This is a genomic window from Enterobacter sp. ku-bf2, from assembly GCF_001742765.1.
Lineage (GTDB): Bacteria > Pseudomonadota > Gammaproteobacteria > Enterobacterales > Enterobacteriaceae > Enterobacter > Enterobacter quasiroggenkampii.
Map to the genome: position 1 here is coordinate 28,163 of NZ_MDVW01000019.1, position 17,431 is coordinate 45,593.

At 50.8% G+C, this 17,431-nt stretch carries 16 protein-coding genes, 1 tRNA gene and 1 pseudogene; 15 read left to right on the plus strand and 3 right to left on the minus strand.

Translation table 11 applies throughout. The features are described from left to right. The first annotated feature begins 4 nt into the window (after nucleotides 1-4). The 4 genes from nqrE to dinB all read left to right on the plus strand — a co-directional run bounded on the left by nqrE (nucleotide 5) and on the right by dinB (nucleotide 3,205). Nucleotides 5-601 (plus strand): NADH:ubiquinone reductase (Na(+)-transporting) subunit E, encoded by a 597-nt coding sequence (gene nqrE, locus BFG58_RS17445; RefSeq protein ID WP_023334613.1) that lies wholly within the window; start codon nucleotides 5-7, stop codon nucleotides 599-601. Between the two features lie 10 nt (nucleotides 602-611). Then, nucleotides 612-1,835, plus strand: coding sequence for an NADH:ubiquinone reductase (Na(+)-transporting) subunit F (nqrF, locus tag BFG58_RS17450; protein WP_069720202.1), 1,224 nt, complete (start codon nucleotides 612-614; stop codon nucleotides 1,833-1,835). Further along, nucleotides 1,835-2,038: a (Na+)-NQR maturation NqrM gene (gene nqrM / locus BFG58_RS17455; protein WP_023615899.1), complete on the plus strand. Its 204-nt coding sequence runs from the start codon at nucleotides 1,835-1,837 to the stop codon at nucleotides 2,036-2,038. The genes nqrF and nqrM overlap by 1 nt, the downstream gene beginning before the upstream one ends. 108 nt (nucleotides 2,039-2,146) lie before the next feature. Beyond that, nucleotides 2,147-3,205 carry a DNA polymerase IV gene (gene dinB, locus BFG58_RS17460; protein WP_048029970.1) on the plus strand — a complete coding sequence of 353 codons (1,059 nt, stop codon included), beginning with the start codon at nucleotides 2,147-2,149 and terminating at the stop codon, nucleotides 3,203-3,205. Nucleotides 3,206-3,281: 76 nt separating this feature from the next. On the opposite strand, the gene pepD is transcribed toward dinB, so the two are convergent. Beyond that, a complete protein-coding gene (pepD, locus tag BFG58_RS17465) occupies nucleotides 3,282-4,739 on the minus strand; it encodes a cytosol nonspecific dipeptidase (protein WP_047748040.1) in 1,458 nt (485 codons plus the stop codon). 260 nt (nucleotides 4,740-4,999) lie between these two features. Between pepD and gpt the strand changes: the two genes are divergently transcribed. From gpt to crl, 3 genes are all read left to right on the plus strand, one after another. Continuing rightward, the gene (gene gpt / locus BFG58_RS17470) at nucleotides 5,000-5,458 is read left to right on the plus strand and encodes a xanthine phosphoribosyltransferase (protein ID WP_003863205.1); all 459 of its coding nucleotides are present in this window, start codon (nucleotides 5,000-5,002) and stop codon (nucleotides 5,456-5,458) included. Between the two features lie 104 nt (nucleotides 5,459-5,562). After that, a complete protein-coding gene (frsA, locus tag BFG58_RS17475; RefSeq protein WP_045909843.1) occupies nucleotides 5,563-6,807 on the plus strand; it encodes an esterase FrsA in 1,245 nt (414 codons plus the stop codon). A gap of 57 nt (nucleotides 6,808-6,864) precedes the next feature. Beyond that, entirely contained in the window at nucleotides 6,865-7,266 is a 402-nt protein-coding gene (crl, locus tag BFG58_RS17480) for a sigma factor-binding protein Crl (RefSeq protein ID WP_008500249.1), read from the plus strand. 136 nt (nucleotides 7,267-7,402) lie between these two features. Here the strand turns inward: crl and phoE are convergent, their stop codons facing one another. Continuing rightward, nucleotides 7,403-8,455, minus strand: a complete 1,053-nt coding sequence (gene phoE, locus BFG58_RS17485; protein WP_008501878.1) for a phosphoporin PhoE — start codon at nucleotides 8,453-8,455, stop codon at nucleotides 7,403-7,405. A gap of 304 nt (nucleotides 8,456-8,759) precedes the next feature. On the opposite strand from phoE, the gene proB reads away from it, so the two are divergent. From proB to BFG58_RS23940, 8 genes and pseudogenes are all read left to right on the plus strand, one after another. Continuing rightward, on the plus strand, nucleotides 8,760-9,863 hold the full coding sequence (proB, locus tag BFG58_RS17490) for a glutamate 5-kinase (protein WP_008501877.1): 1,104 nt from the start codon (nucleotides 8,760-8,762) through the stop codon (nucleotides 9,861-9,863). 11 nt (nucleotides 9,864-9,874) lie between these two features. Continuing rightward, a complete protein-coding gene (gene proA / locus BFG58_RS17495) occupies nucleotides 9,875-11,128 on the plus strand; it encodes a glutamate-5-semialdehyde dehydrogenase (RefSeq protein ID WP_032646979.1) in 1,254 nt (417 codons plus the stop codon). Between the two features lie 111 nt (nucleotides 11,129-11,239). Then, nucleotides 11,240-11,315: transfer RNA gene (locus BFG58_RS17500), tRNA-Thr, on the plus strand. A 1,103-nt stretch (nucleotides 11,316-12,418) separates the two neighbouring features. Then, nucleotides 12,419-13,342 carry a glycosaminoglycan attachment site gene (locus BFG58_RS17505; RefSeq protein ID WP_254665206.1) on the plus strand — a complete coding sequence of 308 codons (924 nt, stop codon included), beginning with the start codon at nucleotides 12,419-12,421 and terminating at the stop codon, nucleotides 13,340-13,342. A 163-nt stretch (nucleotides 13,343-13,505) separates the two neighbouring features. Beyond that, complete coding sequence (locus BFG58_RS17510; RefSeq protein WP_069720203.1) at nucleotides 13,506-14,411, plus strand: HEPN domain-containing protein; 906 nt, start codon at nucleotides 13,506-13,508, stop codon at nucleotides 14,409-14,411. A gap of 638 nt (nucleotides 14,412-15,049) precedes the next feature. Next, entirely contained in the window at nucleotides 15,050-16,114 is a 1,065-nt protein-coding gene (locus tag BFG58_RS17515) for a hypothetical protein (RefSeq protein WP_069720204.1), read from the plus strand. After that, nucleotides 16,111-16,410: a hypothetical protein gene (locus BFG58_RS17520; RefSeq protein WP_025912594.1), complete on the plus strand. Its 300-nt coding sequence runs from the start codon at nucleotides 16,111-16,113 to the stop codon at nucleotides 16,408-16,410. The genes BFG58_RS17515 and BFG58_RS17520 overlap by 4 nt, the downstream gene beginning before the upstream one ends. Nucleotides 16,411-16,509: 99 nt before the next feature. Next, nucleotides 16,510-16,668 (plus strand): annotated as a pseudogene (locus BFG58_RS23940) (hypothetical protein); the annotation flags it as partial. 70 nt (nucleotides 16,669-16,738) lie between these two features. On the opposite strand, the gene catA reads toward BFG58_RS23940, so the two are convergent. Beyond that, nucleotides 16,739-17,416, minus strand: a complete 678-nt coding sequence (gene catA / locus BFG58_RS17525; protein ID WP_069720205.1) for a type A chloramphenicol O-acetyltransferase — start codon at nucleotides 17,414-17,416, stop codon at nucleotides 16,739-16,741. Nucleotides 17,417-17,431: the final 15 nt, after the last annotated feature.

Sequence of the window (17,431 nt, forward strand, 5' to 3'; positions counted from 1 at the left end):
GACGATGGCTCATTACCTGAGTTTGTTTGTGCGCGCGGTGTTTGTTGAAAACATGGCGCTCGCGTTTTTCCTCGGCATGTGTACGTTCCTTGCTGTGTCTAAAAAGGTCTCCACGGCATTTGGCCTGGGCGTGGCGGTCACCGTTGTGTTGGGACTTTCGGTTCCGATTAACAATCTGGTGTACAACTTCGTGCTGCGGGATGGCGCGCTGGTAGAAGGAGTTGATCTCAGCTTCCTGAACTTCATTACCTTTATCGGGGTGATCGCGGCGCTGGTGCAAATCCTGGAGATGATCCTCGATAAGTACTTCCCTTCACTCTATAACGCGCTGGGGATCTTCCTCCCGCTGATCGCGGTGAACTGCGCCATCTTCGGCGGCGTCTCGTTTATGGTTCAGCGTGATTACAACTTCAGTGAATCCGTGGTGTACGGTTTTGGTTCCGGCATCGGCTGGATGCTGGCGATTGTCACCATGGCGGGGATCCGCGAGAAAATGAAATATGCCAACGTGCCTGCGGGTCTGCGTGGCTTAGGGATCACCTTTATCACCACCGGTCTGATGGCGCTGGGCTTTATGTCCTTCTCCGGTGTGCAGCTATAAGGGCTAACAGATGGAAATTATTCTTGGCGTGGTGATGTTCACGCTGATCGTACTGGTGCTGTCAGGACTCATTCTGGCGGCACGGGCGAAGCTGGTGAATTCCGGCGACGTGGTGATTGATATTAATGACGATCCGCAGAATCAGATCCGCACGCCTGCGGGAGATAAACTGCTCAATACGCTCTCCGGTAACGGTATTTTTGTCTCCTCAGCCTGCGGCGGCGGCGGCTCCTGCGGGCAGTGCCGCGTGACAGTAAAAGAGGGCGGTGGCGATATTCTGCCCACCGAGCTGGCGCATATCACTAAGCGTGAGGCAAAAGAGGGCTGCCGTCTGGCCTGTCAGGTCGCAGTGCGTCAGAACATGAAGATTGAACTGCCTGAAGAGATTTTCGGCGTCAAAAAATGGGAGTGCGAGGTTATCTCTAATGATAACAAAGCCACCTTTATCAAAGAGCTGAAGCTGCGCGTACCGGAAGGGGAAGATGTCCCGTTCCGCGCCGGCGGATACATTCAGATTGAGTGTCCTGATCATACCGTGGCGTATGCGGACTTCGACGTTCCGCAGGCGTACCGCGCCGACTGGGACAAATTCAATCTCTTCCGCTTTGTATCAGAGGTAAAAGAGCCGACGCTGCGCGCCTACTCGATGGCCAACTACCCGGAGGAGAAGGGCATTATCATGCTCAACGTGCGTATCGCCACGCCGCCACCGAATGTGCCGGATGCGCCGCCGGGCGTGATGTCGTCATACATCTGGTCTCTGAAGCCGGGCGATAAGGTGACCATCTCCGGTCCGTTCGGGGAGTTCTTCGCGAAAGATACCGACGCGGAGATGGTCTTTATCGGCGGCGGTGCCGGTATGGCCCCGATGCGCTCGCACATTTTTGACCAGCTCAAGCGGCTCGGCAGCAAGCGTAAAATCAGCTTCTGGTACGGGGCGCGCTCGCTGCGCGAAATGTTCTACGACGACGAGTTTGAACAGCTGGCACGTGAAAACCCGAACTTTACCTTCCACGTAGCGCTTTCCGATCCGCAGCCGGAAGATAACTGGACGGGCTATACGGGGTTCATCCACAACGTGCTGTATGAAAACTACCTCAAACAGCACCCGGCACCCGAGGACTGCGAGTTCTATATGTGCGGTCCGCCGATGATGAACGCCGCCGTGATTAAGATGCTGAAAGATCTCGGCGTCGAAGATGAGAACATCATGCTTGATGACTTTGGAGGCTGATGATGCTGACGTTTCTGGCAACCTTTGTGGTTTTTGTGCTTGTCATCTTCGGCATGTCGTTAGGCTGGATCGTTAAGCGGAAAAGCATTCAGGGCAGCTGCGGCGGTATTTCCTCCATTGGTATGGAGAAGGTCTGCGACTGCCCGGAACCGTGCGACGCCCGCAAAAAACGCATGGCGCGCGAGCAGCAGCGCATTATTTAATTTTTTGTAGGCCGGGTAAGGCAACGCCGCCACCCGGCATTCTTACATCTGCTTCTCAACTCTCATTTATTTACTGTATACTTATCCAGTGATGAGTGAGGGCTTACTATGCGCAAAATAATCCATGTTGATATGGACTGCTTTTTTGCCGCAGTGGAGATGCGAGACAACCCGGCGCTGCGGGATATTCCCATCGCCATTGGCGGCAGCCGCGTTCAGCGTGGTGTCATCAGCACCGCCAACTATCCTGCGCGCAAATTTGGCGTGCGAAGCGCCATGCCGACGGCGATGGCCTTAAAGCTTTGCCCTCATCTCACGCTTCTGCCCGGGCGGTTCGACGCCTATAAAGAGGCTTCCCTTCATATTCGGGAAATTTTCTCCCGCTATACCTCTCTGATAGAGCCGCTGTCGCTGGACGAAGCCTATCTCGATGTGACCGACAGCGTGCACTGCCACGGCTCCGCCACGCTGATGGCTCAGGAGATCCGCCAGACGATTTTCAACGAGCTGAATCTGACGGCATCGGCGGGTGTGGCGCCCGTTAAATTCCTTGCCAAAATCGCTTCGGATTTAAATAAGCCCAACGGCCAGTACGTCATTACGCCGGAAGAGGTGCCTGCATTTTTAAAAACGCTGCCGCTCGGCAAAATTCCCGGCGTCGGTAAAGTCTCCGCCGCAAAGCTGGAAAGCATGGGGTTACGCACCTGCGAAGACGTACAGCGAAGCGATCTCGCGATGCTGCTTAAGCGCTTCGGGAAGTTTGGCCGCGTGCTGTGGGAGCGCAGCCAGGGGATTGACGATCGCGATGTGAACAGCGAACGGCTGCGGAAATCCGTCGGCGTTGAGCGTACCCTCATTGAAGATATTCATGACTGGTCCGAGTGCGAATCTATTATCACGGAACAACTCTACCCGGAGCTGGAGCGACGCTTAAGCAAGGTAAAACCGGACCTGCTCATCGCCCGTCAGGGCATCAAGCTCAAATTCAACGATTTCCAGCAGACCACGCAGGAACATGTCTGGCCGCGTTTGAATAAAGACGATCTTATCGCGACGGCAAAAAAGGCATGGGAAGAGCGACGAGGTGGGCGAGGGGTGAGGCTGGTGGGATTGCACGTCACGCTGCTGGATCCGCAGTTAGAGCGACAACTGGTATTGGGATTGTAAAAAAGCCCGGTGCGCTACGCTTACCGGGCCTGGGTTTTTCACCCTCTTCCACAGGAAGAGGGTTGGGATGAAGATGTTACTTCGCAGGGATCGCTTTCAGCAGTTCAGTCAGCAGCGTCCAGTAGTGACCGACGCTTTCGATATGAACCTGCTCATCCGGCGAGTGCGGACCGGTAATGGTTGGCCCGATAGATACCATGTCCATGTCCGGGTACGGTTTCTTGAACAGACCGCATTCCAGACCTGCGTGGATCACCTGAATGTTCGGCGTGCTGTTGAACAGACGCTGATAGGTTTCACGCACCAGCGCCATCACCGGAGAGCTTGCATCCGGCTGCCAGCCCGGGTAGCTGCCTTTGGCTGAGGTTTTTGCTCCCGCCAGCGTGCCCAGAGATTCCAGCATGCTCACCACATACTCTTTACCGCTGTCGATTAGGGAACGGATCAGGCAGATGATCTCCGCGCTGTCGTCGCTCATGGTCACCACGCCCACGTTCAGTGAGGTTTCCACCACGCCTTTCGCCACGTCAGAGTTGCGGATCACGCCGTTTGGCGTCGCGTTCAGCAGTTGAACGAAGGTGTCACGAGACTGCACGGTCAGCGCGGCTTTATCCGTGGAGACGGATTCCAGCACCACGGTCAGGTTCTTCTCTTTCGCCGACAGTTCGTTTTTCAGGATATCCAGGTATACGGTGGAGAGTTTTTTCAGCTCGTCGGCTTTTGCTGCTGGAACCGCTACGGTGGCGAAGGCTTCGCGTGGGATCGCGTTGCGCAGGGTACCGCCGTTGAAATCAACCAGACGCAGGTCCAGCTCGGCCGCATGGCCTGCCAGGAAGCGTGCCAGCAGCTTGTTGGCGTTACCCAGACCCAGGTGAATATCACCGCCAGAGTGGCCGCCTTTCAGACCTTTCAGCGTCAGCTTGAAGGTCTGGAAACCGGCAGGGATCGCTTCGCGTGACAGCGGCAGGGTAGAGATGAAATCAATCCCGCCCGCGCAGCCCATGTAGATCTCGCCTTCTTCTTCGGAGTCGGTGTTGATCAGGATATCCGCCTGCAGCCAGTTCGCCTGCAGACCGAACGCCCCGTCCATGCCCGCTTCTTCGGTCATGGTCAGCAGCACTTCCAGTGGACCATGCTCAACGCTGTCGTCAGCCAGCACGGCCAGCGCAGAGGCCATACCGATGCCGTTATCCGCGCCCAGGGTGGTGCCGCGCGCTTTCACCCAGTCGCCGTCGATGTACGGCTGGATCGGGTCTTTGGTGAAGTCGTGAACGGTGTCGTTGTTCTTCTGTGGCACCATGTCCAGGTGCGCCTGCAGCACAACCGGTTTACGGTTTTCCATGCCTGCGGTGGCGGGTTTGCGGATCAGAATGTTGCCAACCTGGTCACGTTCCGCATGCAGGCCTTTTTCCTTCGCCCAGCCCATAATATGTTCGGCAAGCTGTTCTTCATGGTAGGAAGGGTGTGGAATGGAGCAGATTTTGGCAAAAATATCCCACAGCGGCTGCGGAGATAGTTGAGACAGTTCAGACACGATAAGTCTCCTTGTCGAGGCGCTGCAAACAGGGTTGCAGGTCACAGGGTTAGCAGGTTAATAGTTACCACAAGTCAGGCTTGCGAGATGAAACTGAGAATACCACTTTCTCTGCTGGCTGGTAGCATAAAGCATGTAAAAACTCAGGCTGAGGGCGCTAAACACTGGTTTTTAGTGCGTCAGATCTCTATAATCTCGCGCAACCTATTTCCCCCTCGAACACTTTTTAAGCCGTATAAAAACAGGCTGGGACACTTCACATGAGCGAAAAATACGTCGTCACCTGGGACATGTTGCAGATTCACGCACGCAAACTGGCTGCGCGTCTGATGCCTTCCGAACAGTGGAAAGGCATTATTGCCGTCAGCCGTGGCGGTCTGGTACCGGGGGCGCTGCTGGCACGTGAGCTGGGTATTCGTCATGTCGATACCGTCTGCATCTCCAGCTATGACCATGATAACCAGCGTGAGCTGAAAGTGCTGAAACGCGCGGAAGGCGACGGTGAAGGTTTCATCGTTATTGATGACCTGGTGGATACCGGTGGTACTGCGGTGGCTATCCGTGAAATGTATCCGAAAGCCCATTTCGTCACTATCTTCGCGAAACCTGCTGGTCGCCCGCTGGTTGACGATTACGTGATTGATATCCCGCAGGATACCTGGATTGAACAGCCATGGGATATGGGCGTGGTCTTCGTACCGCCGATTTCAGGCCGTTAATACCAGTACGTAACTTTACACGCCCGGCTATGCCGGGCGTTGTTCTTTTTGGCCTGCCACGCGTTACAATAGTCTTCATATGACGTATTCATGGAGGCAACGCAATGACGCAGGCGAATCTCACCGAGACACTTTTCAAACCCCGTTTCAAACACCCTGAAACGTCGACGCTGGTGCGTCGCTTTAATCCGGGGACCCAGCCTGCCGTCCAGTCCGCGTTAGACGGTAAAAACGTGCCCCACTGGTATCGTATGATTAACCGCCTGATGTGGGTCTGGCGCGGTATCGATCCTCGTGAAATCCTTGATGTGCAGGCGCGTATCGTGATGAGTGAAGCCGAGCGCACCGACAGCGAACTCTATGATACGGTGGTGGGGTACCGGGGGGGAAACTGGATCTACGAATGGTCTAAACAGGCGATGCTCTGGCAGCAAAAAGCCACCCAGGAAGAGGATGCCACGCGCAGCGGCAAGCACTGGCTGCATGCGGCCAATCTCTACGCCATTGCCGCCTACCCGCATTTAAAAGGCGATGAGCTGGCTGAGCAGGCACAGGCGCTGGCGAATCGCGCTTACGAAGAGGCGGCTCAACGCCTCCCGGGCCAGATGCGCGAACTCGAGTTTACCATTCCGGGCGGGTCATCCATTACCGGGTTCCTGCATATGCCTGAAGGTGAAGGTCCGTTCCCGACCGTGCTGATGTGCGGCGGGCTGGACTCTCTGCAAATTGACTATTACAGCCTGTATGAGCGCTACTTCGCACCAAAAGGGATCGCGATGCTGACGCTGGATATGCCCTCAATCGGCTTCTCCTCCAAATGGAAACTGACTCAGGATTCCAGCCTGCTGCACCAGCATGCGCTAAAAGCGCTGGAAAACATCCCGTGGGTTGACCACACCCGCGTGGCGGCATTTGGCTTCCGCTTTGGCGCAAACGTCGCGGTGCGTCTGGCTTATCTTGAATCCTCCCGCCTGAAAGCCGTCGCTTGTCTTGGTCCGGTCGTTCACGCCCTGCTCAGCGATCCCGCCCGCCAGGGGAGCGTGCCTGAAATGTACCTTGATGTGCTGGCCAGCCGTCTTGGCATGCATGATGCATCAGACGAAGCGCTGCGCGTGGAGCTCAATCGCTACTCGTTAAAAACGCAAGGGTTACTGGGACGTCGCTGCCCAACGCCGATGCTGTCAGGGTTCTGGAAAAACGATCCGTTCAGTCCGGAAGAAGAGTCGCGCTTAATCACGTCGTCATCTGCGGATGGCAAACTGCTTGAGGTGCCGTTCAGCCCGGTCTATCAGAATTTCGATAAAGCTCTGAAAGAGATTACGCGCTGGATCGCTCAGAGATTGTGTTAATAGATTGCTAAATTTCGCTGGTTTGGTAAAACAGTGGCTTCACAAAAGGAGATCGCAATGACGTTACCGAGTGGACACCCGAAAAGTAGATTGATTAAGAAGTTCATGGCTCTTGGCCCGTATATTCGAGAAGAGCAGTGTGAAGAGAATCGCTTTTTTTTCGACTGCCTGGCTGTATGCGTCAACGTGAAGCCTGCACCCGAAAAACGTGAATTCTGGGGCTGGTGGATGGAAATGGAAGCAGAGGAAAAACGCTTTACGTATAGCTACCAGTTTGGCCTGTTTAATAAAGACGGTAACTGGCAGGCCACCACCATTAAAGATCAGGAAGTGATCGATCGCCTGGAATATACCCTGAAAGAGTTTCACGACAAAGCGAGCGCACTGCTGGCCACCCTGGACCTTAAGTTCGAGCCAGCGGATGATTTTTCCAGCGAAGCGGTGAAGCTGACTGCCTGATAGCGTCACAGTGCCGGGTGGCGGCTTCGCCTTACCCGGCCAACAAAATGCACTATCCCGTAGGCCCGGTAAGCGCAGCGCCACCGGGCAAAAAAAATCCCGGCTTATCTGCCGGGATTTTCTTATTCGGATAATCTTAGAACTGGTAGGTCATACCCAGGGCAACGATATCATCGCTGCTCACGCCCAGTTTATTATCGTCGTCAATCTGGTTAATTTTATAATCAACAAACGCGGACATATTTTTGTTGAAGTAATAGGTCGCGCCAACGTCAATATATTTCACCAGATCTTCGTCACCAATACCTTCGATATCTTTGCCTTTAGACTGGACATAACCCAGGGAAGGACGCAGACCGAAATCGAACTGATATTGTGCGACGACTTCAAAGTTCTGTGCTTTATTGGCAAATCCGCCAGAAATTGGCGTCATATTTCGGGTTTCTGAATACATCGCTGCCAGATAAATATCGTTCGCGTCATATTTCAGTCCGGTAGCCCAGGCTTCGGCTTTCTGCCCCTGGCCACGCGCCAGCAGGTTCTGCGCGTTGGTGCGGTCAGAGTTAGTGTAAGCACCGCTGACGGCAAAATCGCTGCCGCCAAAGTCATAGCTCAGAGAGGTACCAAAACCGTCACCGTTCTGTTTCTTGGCGTCACGGTTTTCGTTTTTACCCTGGTACTGAAGGGTCATGTCCAGGCCGTCAACCGCGCCGAAGAAGTCGGTGTTACGGTAGGTAGCAAGACCGGTCGCACGCTTGGTCATGAAGTTATCGGTCTGCGCGGAAGAGTCGCCGCCGAACTCAGGGAACATGTCGGTCCATGCTTCAACGTCATACAGGGCACCCAGGTTACGACCGTAATCCAGAGAACCAAAGTTTTTCAGCTTCAGGCCCGCGAACGCCAGACGGGTTTTCTGAGAGGAGTCGCTCTCGGCTTTGTTACCCGCAAATTCAGATTCCCAACGGCCATAGCCCGTCAGCTGATCGTTAATCTGGGTTTCGCCTTTAAAACCGAAACGCACGTAAGTCTGATCGCCATCTTTGGTGGCATCATCGCTGATGTAGTGCATGGCTTTCACTTTGCCGTACACGTCCAGCTTATTACCATCTTTATTATAAACTTCAGCTGCGTGAACGGATGCAGAAGCCACTACGCCCATAACCATTAATGCCAGAGTGCTCTTTTTCATTTTCGATCCTGTCTTATAAACGCGCTAAAAAATTCGCTGGACGATAAGCTCATGCTTAAGTCCCGTGAAAAAACAGGAAGGGTTTTATCGTTCTGGAATGAAACTTTTATGACAAACTAAGAATAATTTTAAAAAACTGTGATTTATTATTTCGGTAATAAAAGTGTCAAATTCTCCCGCTACGCTTCCTGATCCCGCGCAACAAAGTGTTTCGCGATGTGCTAAGGCAGTTGGCAACGGGGCTGACTCCTGCTAAAACGTTCGTTCGACATTACTTTCCCTTATCGTTGAACGGCAGAGAATCATGAGTGACAGCCAGACGCTGGTGGTAAAACTCGGTACCAGTGTTTTAACAGGCGGATCGCGCCGCCTAAATCGCGCCCACATTGTTGAGCTTGTACGTCAGTGCGCTCAGTTACATGCCGCAGGGCATCGTATTGTGATTGTGACCTCCGGGGCGATTGCCGCCGGGCGTGAACACCTGGGTTACCCCGAACTCCCCGCGACGATCGCCTCCAAACAGCTGCTGGCCGCCGTGGGACAAAGCCGACTCATTCAACTCTGGGAACAGCTGTTCTCTATCTATGGCATCCACGTCGGGCAGATGCTGCTGACGCGTGCGGATATGGAAGACCGAGAGCGCTTCCTGAACGCCCGCGATACCCTGCGCGCGCTGCTGGACAACAATATTGTTCCGGTCATTAACGAGAACGATGCCGTTGCTACCGCTGAAATCAAAGTGGGTGATAACGATAACCTCTCTGCGCTGGCCGCCATTCTGGCTGGCGCCGATAAATTACTGCTTCTGACCGATCAGCAGGGGTTGTTCACCGCCGATCCGCGCTCCAACCCGGAAGCCGAGCTGATTACCGACGTTCACGGTATCGACGATGCGCTGCGCGCCATCGCCGGTGATAGCGTGTCCGGCCTCGGAACGGGCGGGATGGGGACCAAACTGCAGGCCGCCGACGTGGCGTGCCGCGCCGGTATCGACACCATCATTGCCGCGGGCAGCCGCCCTGGCGTGATTGGCGACGTGATGGAAGGCATCTCCGTTGGCACCCGCTTCCACGCTCAGGAATCCCCGCTGGAAAACCGTAAGCGCTGGATCTTTGGCGCGCCGCCTGCGGGCGAACTCGTCGTTGATGAAGGGGCGACCGCCGCGATTCTGGAACGAGGAAGTTCATTACTTCCTAAAGGAATTAAAAGCGTGACAGGCAACTTCTCCCGTGGTGAAGTGATCCGTATCCGTAACCTCGAAGGCCGCGACATCGCCCACGGCGTAAGCCGCTATAACAGCGATGCCCTGCGCCGCATCGCGGGTCACCATTCGCAGCAGATCGACGCCATTCTGGGCTATGAATATGGCCCGGTTGCCGTGCATCGCGATGACATGATTATTCGTTAAGGAGCCAGAACATGCTGGAACAAATGGGCGCCGCCGCGAAGGCCGCCTCTTATAAACTGGCGCTCCTTTCCAGCCGCGAGAAAAACCGCGTGCTGGAAAAAATCGCTGATTATCTGGAATCACAGTCCCAGGAAATTTTGCTCGCCAACGAGCAGGATTTACTGGAAGCGCGCCGCAACGGTCTGAGCGAAGCGATGCTCGACCGTCTGGCGTTGACCCCGGCCCGTCTGAAAGGCATCGCCGACGATGTTCGTCAGGTCTGCAATCTGGCCGACCCGGTAGGGCAGGTGATTGACGGTGGGCTGCTGGACAGCGGTTTACGCCTGGAGCGCCGCCGCGTGCCGCTCGGCGTTATCGGCGTTATTTATGAAGCCCGTCCAAACGTGACGGTGGATGTCGCCTCCCTGTGCCTGAAAACCGGCAACGCCGCCATTCTGCGCGGTGGGAAAGAGACCTGGCGCACCAACGCCGCGACGGTGAAAGTCATTCAGCAGGCGCTGGAAGAGTGTGGCTTACCGGCGGGTGCCGTGCAGGCAATTGAGAGCCCGGACCGCGCGCTGGTCAACGAAATGCTGCGCATGGACAAATACATCGACATGCTGATCCCACGCGGTGGCGCGGGCCTGCACAAGCTGTGCCGCGAGCAGTCGACGATTCCGGTGATCACCGGCGGTATTGGCGTGTGTCATATCGTGGTAGACGACAGCGCTGAGATTGCTCCTGCGCTGAAGATTATCGTTAACGCGAAGACCCAGCGTCCTAGCACCTGTAACACCGTTGAAACGCTGCTGGTGCATCAGGACATAGCGAACACCTTCCTGCCGGCCCTGAGCAAACAGATGGCAGAGAGCGGCGTGACGCTGCATGCTGACGCCAGTGCGCTCGCACTGCTGCAGGATGGCCCGGCTAACGTCGTTCCCGTCAACGCGGAGCAGTATGACGACGAGTTCCTCTCACTGGATCTGAACGTGAAAATCGTGAGCGATCTCGACGACGCGATTGCGCACATCCGTGAGCATGGCACGCAGCATTCTGACGCCATCCTGACGCGTACGCTGCGCAATGCCGATCGCTTCGTGAACGAAGTGGATTCCTCTGCGGTGTATGTGAATGCCTCCACCCGTTTCACCGACGGCGGCCAGTTCGGCCTCGGCGCTGAGGTGGCGGTCAGCACGCAGAAACTGCACGCGCGCGGTCCGATGGGGCTGGAAGCGCTGACCACGTACAAGTGGATCGGCTTCGGCGACGATACGATTCGTGCGTAAATAATCACGGGTGATGCAAAAATAGCCGTTTGATTCAAAAGGGCATTGACGCATCACCCGGATAGATCTAACCTTTTGCCCCGTGGTTACACTCGTAACCGGCCTCTCAGGGCCGATATAGCTCAGTTGGTAGAGCAGCGCATTCGTAATGCGAAGGTCGTAGGTTCGACTCCTATTATCGGCACCATTTTTTCATCCAGTACCATCCCCAGTCGTCCATTTTTCCTTGTATTTCGTCCTGCGAGTATGCGAACGGCTCCAGCTTCGTCCAGCTCTGCCCGGGAAACTGTATTGAGTTAAACCAGCGGATAGAGGCAGCAGCCGCTAAGCTGGGTTTTGATGTTCAGCACGAGTCCGAAGAGCAACTGCTGATTCTCTGTCGGCTGGATGAAGAAACCCACAGCTTCTATGGCAAAGACCGTGCAGCAGGCGCTTTACGGTTTCTTCGTTCTGAGCTGGCTTACGTTGCCACAATGCACCCCGATACGCTGGATGACTGGAACAAAACTGGTTTAATGTCACTCTGCCTGCTGGACGGCGAAAAACTGTAAACCCCCCAGCCCCTCAAACTTGACACTTTTTCGCGAGAAACTGGGAAAAGTGTCAACCCAACCTAACGGATCCTGACGCCTACGAACAGCAGCTACTGCAGAAGTGTAAAGGGCTGGCGTTGAGATTTGTTGAGCCTTGGCTGTTAGCTTTTGTTAATCATGATGCGAAGCAGGGCAGGTGTCAGCCTGTTATGGTTTGTTATGCCTTACTAGGAAAAACTAGGGGGAAAGTGTCAACTGCTACCGCTTCAGAAAACTTCAGGTTCAGCTCGTTGGATGCATCTGCAAAACTTGTCACTCACCGGCACCGCCAGCGGGGATTTTTGGCTGTAGGCGCTCTAAGTTACAGTTGCTTCCATCAGGAACTTAGAGCGTTATCCCTTTGAACCTTGACCAGCCATGTATAGAATCTATTTTGAAAAGGTAAATTTGTTAAGAAAATTTTATTTCATAGAGAACGGTATGATTTGCTAATTTGTGTAACACATCACAGTACTTTTTTTCACAAAAATGAGGAGAGATAGTAATGGAAACGAATGAAAAATAGCAGTACAGTTGATGAGTACATCCAGACATTTAGCACAACTTTATAAATTTCCTGTATAAATTTACAGGTTATTCGCTGCATTTATTCTAAGGAATTAAAATGGATTTATTTACAGATGTGGTTGATTTAGATAAATAGCACCCAATATATAAATTAATAAAAGAAGAAGAATATTGGGCTGAACGTGATGTTTTGAGTGAGTGGGCAAGAGATTTTCAGGACAGAGATAATAAATTTGTAAAAGAATTCCAAACTACTTTTGAGCCTTGTCTATGGGAATTGTACTTGCACGCATACATGAAAGAATTAGGGCATGTTTCTGATTTTTCATTTGACGCGCCTGATTTTGTAATGGTAAAAGAACATGAGTTTTGTATTGAAGCAACTATTGCATTACCGGCAGCAGGAGGGCAACCAGCCCATAGTTTTGATAGTAATACCAAGCTTGGGGATTTTAACGAATTCAACTCTCAGGCAGCTATTCGATTAACAAATAGTTTTATGAGTAAAGTGAGGAAGTTAAGAGACCGTTATTCAAAATTAGAGCATTGTAAGGATAAACCGTTTGTAATTGCAATTGCATCATTTGATAGACCTTTCTCTCATTTTGCAGCCAGTAGGCCGATTTTTGCCGCAATGTACGGTTTATATCATGATGAAGAAGCAACGATAGCAACCAGTGCAAAAGAAGTAATTTCTTATAATGTTAATGCAGCTATAAAAAATGAAGATACTGAAATTGACATGGGGTTATTTTGCACGCCTGAATTCTCGGATGTTAGTGCTGTGATTTATAGCAGTTTGGCTACTTGGGGGAAATTAAGGGCTCTGGCAGATAATCCATCTGCGCCTGTTGTTTTTCAGACCTTCACTCCTGCTGAGGATTCTATTTTTCCAAAAGTCAACACGGCTCAAAAAAATGAATACAAAGAGCACCTTCTGGATGGGCTATATGTTCTCCATAACTCATTCGCGACTCACCCGTTACCTCCAGAAGCGTTAGGACATGAGCGAATTGCCCAATGTTATATGAAAGAAGATGGTTACTTAGATATACAAGCACCAGATGATTTCTTGCTTCTAAGGTATTTAATGGCTATCAGGTATACAAAATAGGTCAATTACATTTTTAATATATATCATGAAGGCCACGTTCTGGCGGCCTTCTAAATTCCTCAGTGCCAGGCAATATTTACGTTCATTTGGGAGTTCCTGTTTTTATTCATTTAGTGTTATGATGCATTGTGAAACCATGAAACATACTAAAGGAATTTTATAAATGAATGATACTGGATTTCTAATAATAACATCAAATATAGTTATTGCTGAAGAATGCCTTCCTTTTAAAATTTCTGAAACCATAACAATTTCTAGAGGCACTGAGTTTGAAAAGACTGCATTCCAGAAAATGGTAAAGGATGCTGGGTATTTTTCTAAAATGATTATTCCTTTAGGAGCGAAGAAAAGCGTTTCAGAAAACGATGGTTCGGTATCATGGGAATCTGATGAAACCTTTATACCCTACATTATATTATATAATGGATTTAATAAATTGGTGCCAGATTTAGAGTTGGCTTGTGCATTGATGCAGCCTAAAATTTTATTGGGCATGAATGGTGTTTATGCTGATACAAATCACAACTCCCTAGCTATGTATTCAATGATGTCGAATGAAGGGCTATACTGGATGGGGGAACAAGCTCAAAAGGAAACAGCGATTTACTATAAAAAAGATTTAGAAGAACTGTCTAAGTTATTTGATTGTGTTGTTTCATTGGGGAATGAAAACCATTACAGGCGAATTCTTGAGTTGTATAAAAATACAATTTATATAATAAAGCACAGTAGCTTGCTTACTCTTTCTTATTTCTCTATTCTTGAAGCCTTATTAACAAATCAAGATGGTCTGAGTATTACAAAGCAACTTGAGAGAAAGATTAGTTTATTATTTAATTTAAATGGATTTGTTGACCATGCTTCATTTTTTGGGGGTATGAACAGTAAAAAGCTATGGTCGAAATTATATGCGTTAAGAAGCAATATCGCACATGGTAACAACTACGAAATTGATAGTAGTCTTAAAAACTTTGAGCGGGTTAATGAATTTTTAGATCTGGTAGTTGTAAAGCTGTTACGGTTTGCTCTGTATAATCAAGTCTTGGTAGAAGATCTCAAAAAATGCTGACGAAAGAGACTAACTATATCCATATTGGTGAATTCTCTTATGAATGAATTTAATTGTTTGTAAGTGTCTTCTGTAACTTAGAGTTTCGACCTAATAGGTACCTCGTGAGCTTGTGAAGACCACACTAAAGCTTTTTTGTGATCTGGTGGTGGAGCAGAAAATCTTATGGGGGTACTTTTGGGGGTATCTATCAAAACAAAACATGGTTAATTTCATGTAATTCAACAACCTATTTGGTTGTATCTTGTTCCTGTTATCACCATCTCAAATTCCTCAAACGTCTGAATTCATCCATAAAGTCCATGATATAAAATGATTTTAATGCTTTTTAGTCCATTATTTTCCGTAAACTTCCAGTAAAATCGATGCTGAATCTGTATAGGATTGTGTATATATTCCTGTTCGGTTTGCGCCGTCCGTGGTTAAACAACAAACAGATCTTCGTCATCATTTGCGTTCGGATGAGGCGCTAATGTGGGCTGTCTGTCATCTTCCGCAAGCAGTGTGCTTTCTTCTCAGCGTGCAGAACCCGTTGCTTACAGCCACACAACTGGCCATTACCTGCTATATTCGTGTCTTTGCCAGGTTTCCGGAATGCGCGATAATGTGACACATAACGGCAGCGTAAAAGGGGCAACATGCTTCATCACAGCCAGGCAATGTCACTGGATGACATCTACCTTGAGGACATTCCTCACATTATTCACCCGGATACGGCGGCAGGAGACCTCGTAGATACTGCAAGGCCTAACCGCATCATTCAGGAGTGGAATTTGCCACAGGGCTACACCCGGTTTGTCCGCCGGTATCAACTGTACCACTGGCAACATCCCTGGATGGCATACCGTGACACGCTCGACGACATCAAATCCGGTAAGCTCGTTCTGCTGAGAAAAGACATCACCGGCAATGCGATTTCGGGCGTGCTGACGACATCCGGTGACCTTCGCAATGACCTGCCTTTGTTCCTTCAAACTCGACTCCGACACATCCTGTCCCGGCAACTCAAACGCCCGAGATATCAGGTCCGCCATGCGGCACCGGTGCAACATGCCCAGGCCGCAAAAACCATCAACAGCAAAATTGCCGGTCGGTTGCTGGCCGCGGGCGGGATCTATAATGGCAATATCGAGGGATTCCGTCAGACCGCGCAGCAGCTCGGTGGTGATGCACCGGCGGGTTACGATCAGGTTATGGATAATAAAGGGCTGATTATCGCTGGTGCTTCTGTTGCTGCGGGCCTTGGCCTGGGCAGACTGGGAACGGCGAGTGAGCTTAGCAATCTTCATGTTCTGGGAAAAGTCGAGGGTGAATACTCGATGATAAAACCCGGACCATTACCTAAAGAGCTGGCTGAAACCTTCTCCAGTGGTACATATAAAGAGATCACGCTATCAACAGACACGAGTTTCTACAGAGGTGGTATAGAGGGGCGACCACTAGGTCAGTTTTTCGGATATGAACAACCTCAGGGAGTGCTCCAGACCAGAATAGATAAGGCCCTGCTCCCCAAATGGCCTAACGGAAGTGAATCCCCTCTTGATAGCTATCACAAGATACAAATACCCGCAGGAACGAAAGTATATGTTGGAGAAGTTGGCTATCAAACAGACCTTTTTTCCGGTGGCTCTGAGCAAGTTGTGATACCTACCCCGTGGAAAATACCTGGCGTTAAGATACTTGAAAGTGGTGGTTTGAAATGAAAAATGAAATAAAGAAAACGGTAACTGATATCATCAAAATCCTCTCCTCAAATGATGAGGATTCATGGGCAAAAACATTCGAAAAACTAGCCATCGAGCTCGATGTTGATTGTGAGTCATCCATTTACTCGTTGAAAAAACTCTACGGCGGGATGGGATCATTTAACGATATTGTTCTTCATAAAAATGGCATACCTCTCATTCGGGAAAATGACGAGTTAGACGATTTGAGACACAAACTCTACAAGCAGCTTGACCATGCAATCGTTTTGTTAAAAGCAGGTGATTTACCATAGCGTTAGTTTCCAGCGCCGTCAGTAAATTATTGGGTACGCCTCCAGCCTGACAGGGGAAGCGCAGAACCTTACAACAGCCTCAGGTGTGTTCGTCTCGTCAGCATCGATGCCCCCGAAAAGAACCTGCCCTTTGGGCAGCGTTCCCGGCAGACATTCTCATCGATAGTGGCGCAGTGTGCCGTCTCCATAACGTGCAGGAACGCAGATTTCTATGGTCCTCTAATGGATACGGTGTGGCCTCACATGGAAAGCGCATAAAATAATGAAAGGCCGGTAGGCTTCTCACACTCACTCCTGCCAGATGGAAACCATCAGCACTTCTTACGCATCATGCGCCAGGTTCCTCTGACAGCTCCGACAAACCATCACACATCTCCTGCAACTCATTAAACATCCTTGCCACATGGAAGCCATCGCACACCGAATGATGCACCTGCACCGCGAGCGGCAGCAGCACTTTTCCATCCTGCTCGTAGTATTTCCCAAACGTGAACATAGGCGAAAAGAAGTTCTTCATATGCGCAATGTTCATCGTAAAGTTCGTAAACGTAACCCACGGAATAGACGAGACGAAAAAGACATTTTCCCGGGACTCTTCCTTAGGCCAGTATGAAAGGCTATTTCCATAGCGGGCCGTATCTTCAGCATACGTGTTCTGGAAGTGATGAATATTGCCGTCATAGTGGCTCCACAATGACGAAAACGTCTCCGTTTCTGGGTGGAAAATGGTGTAGCTGGGATGAATTTCATTCCATATGACAAGCTCATTGTCCTTCATGGCCATACGGAACTCAGGATGCCGGTTCATGATGTTAGACAGGAGAAAAATGATAGTCGGGTAAAACTTCCATCCCACCGCTTTGATATGTTTTCGCAGCGCGGTAATGTCGATGAGAACGGTTTGGTTAATTGTGCATTCAGCAAATGACTGGAAGACTTCAAAATGCTCCTTCCTTGGCCAACGAGATAAATCAACAGGCGTATAGTCCGGGGCTGTTTTTTTCATTGTTTAACCTTTGAT

Excerpts from the sequence above, each read along its gene's own strand:
- nqrE (WP_023334613.1), top strand. The coding sequence starts at position 5 with ATGGCTCATTACCTGAGTTTGTTTGTGCGCGCGGTGTTTGTTGAAAAC.
- nqrF (WP_069720202.1), top strand. The coding sequence starts at position 612 with ATGGAAATTATTCTTGGCGTGGTGATGTTCACGCTGATCGTACTGGTG.
- nqrM (WP_023615899.1), top strand. The coding sequence starts at position 1,835 with ATGATGCTGACGTTTCTGGCAACCTTTGTGGTTTTTGTGCTTGTCATC.
- dinB (WP_048029970.1), top strand. The coding sequence starts at position 2,147 with ATGCGCAAAATAATCCATGTTGATATGGACTGCTTTTTTGCCGCAGTG.
- gpt (WP_003863205.1), top strand. The coding sequence starts at position 5,000 with ATGAGCGAAAAATACGTCGTCACCTGGGACATGTTGCAGATTCACGCA.
- frsA (WP_045909843.1), top strand. The coding sequence starts at position 5,563 with ATGACGCAGGCGAATCTCACCGAGACACTTTTCAAACCCCGTTTCAAA.
- crl (WP_008500249.1), top strand. The coding sequence starts at position 6,865 with ATGACGTTACCGAGTGGACACCCGAAAAGTAGATTGATTAAGAAGTTC.
- phoE (WP_008501878.1), bottom strand. The coding sequence starts at position 8,455 with ATGAAAAAGAGCACTCTGGCATTAATGGTTATGGGCGTAGTGGCTTCT.
- proB (WP_008501877.1), top strand. The coding sequence starts at position 8,760 with ATGAGTGACAGCCAGACGCTGGTGGTAAAACTCGGTACCAGTGTTTTA.
- proA (WP_032646979.1), top strand. The coding sequence starts at position 9,875 with ATGCTGGAACAAATGGGCGCCGCCGCGAAGGCCGCCTCTTATAAACTG.
- BFG58_RS17510 (WP_069720203.1), top strand. The coding sequence starts at position 13,506 with ATGAATGATACTGGATTTCTAATAATAACATCAAATATAGTTATTGCT.
- BFG58_RS17515 (WP_069720204.1), top strand. The coding sequence starts at position 15,050 with ATGCTTCATCACAGCCAGGCAATGTCACTGGATGACATCTACCTTGAG.
- BFG58_RS17520 (WP_025912594.1), top strand. The coding sequence starts at position 16,111 with ATGAAAAATGAAATAAAGAAAACGGTAACTGATATCATCAAAATCCTC.
- catA (WP_069720205.1), bottom strand. The coding sequence starts at position 17,416 with ATGAAAAAAACAGCCCCGGACTATACGCCTGTTGATTTATCTCGTTGG.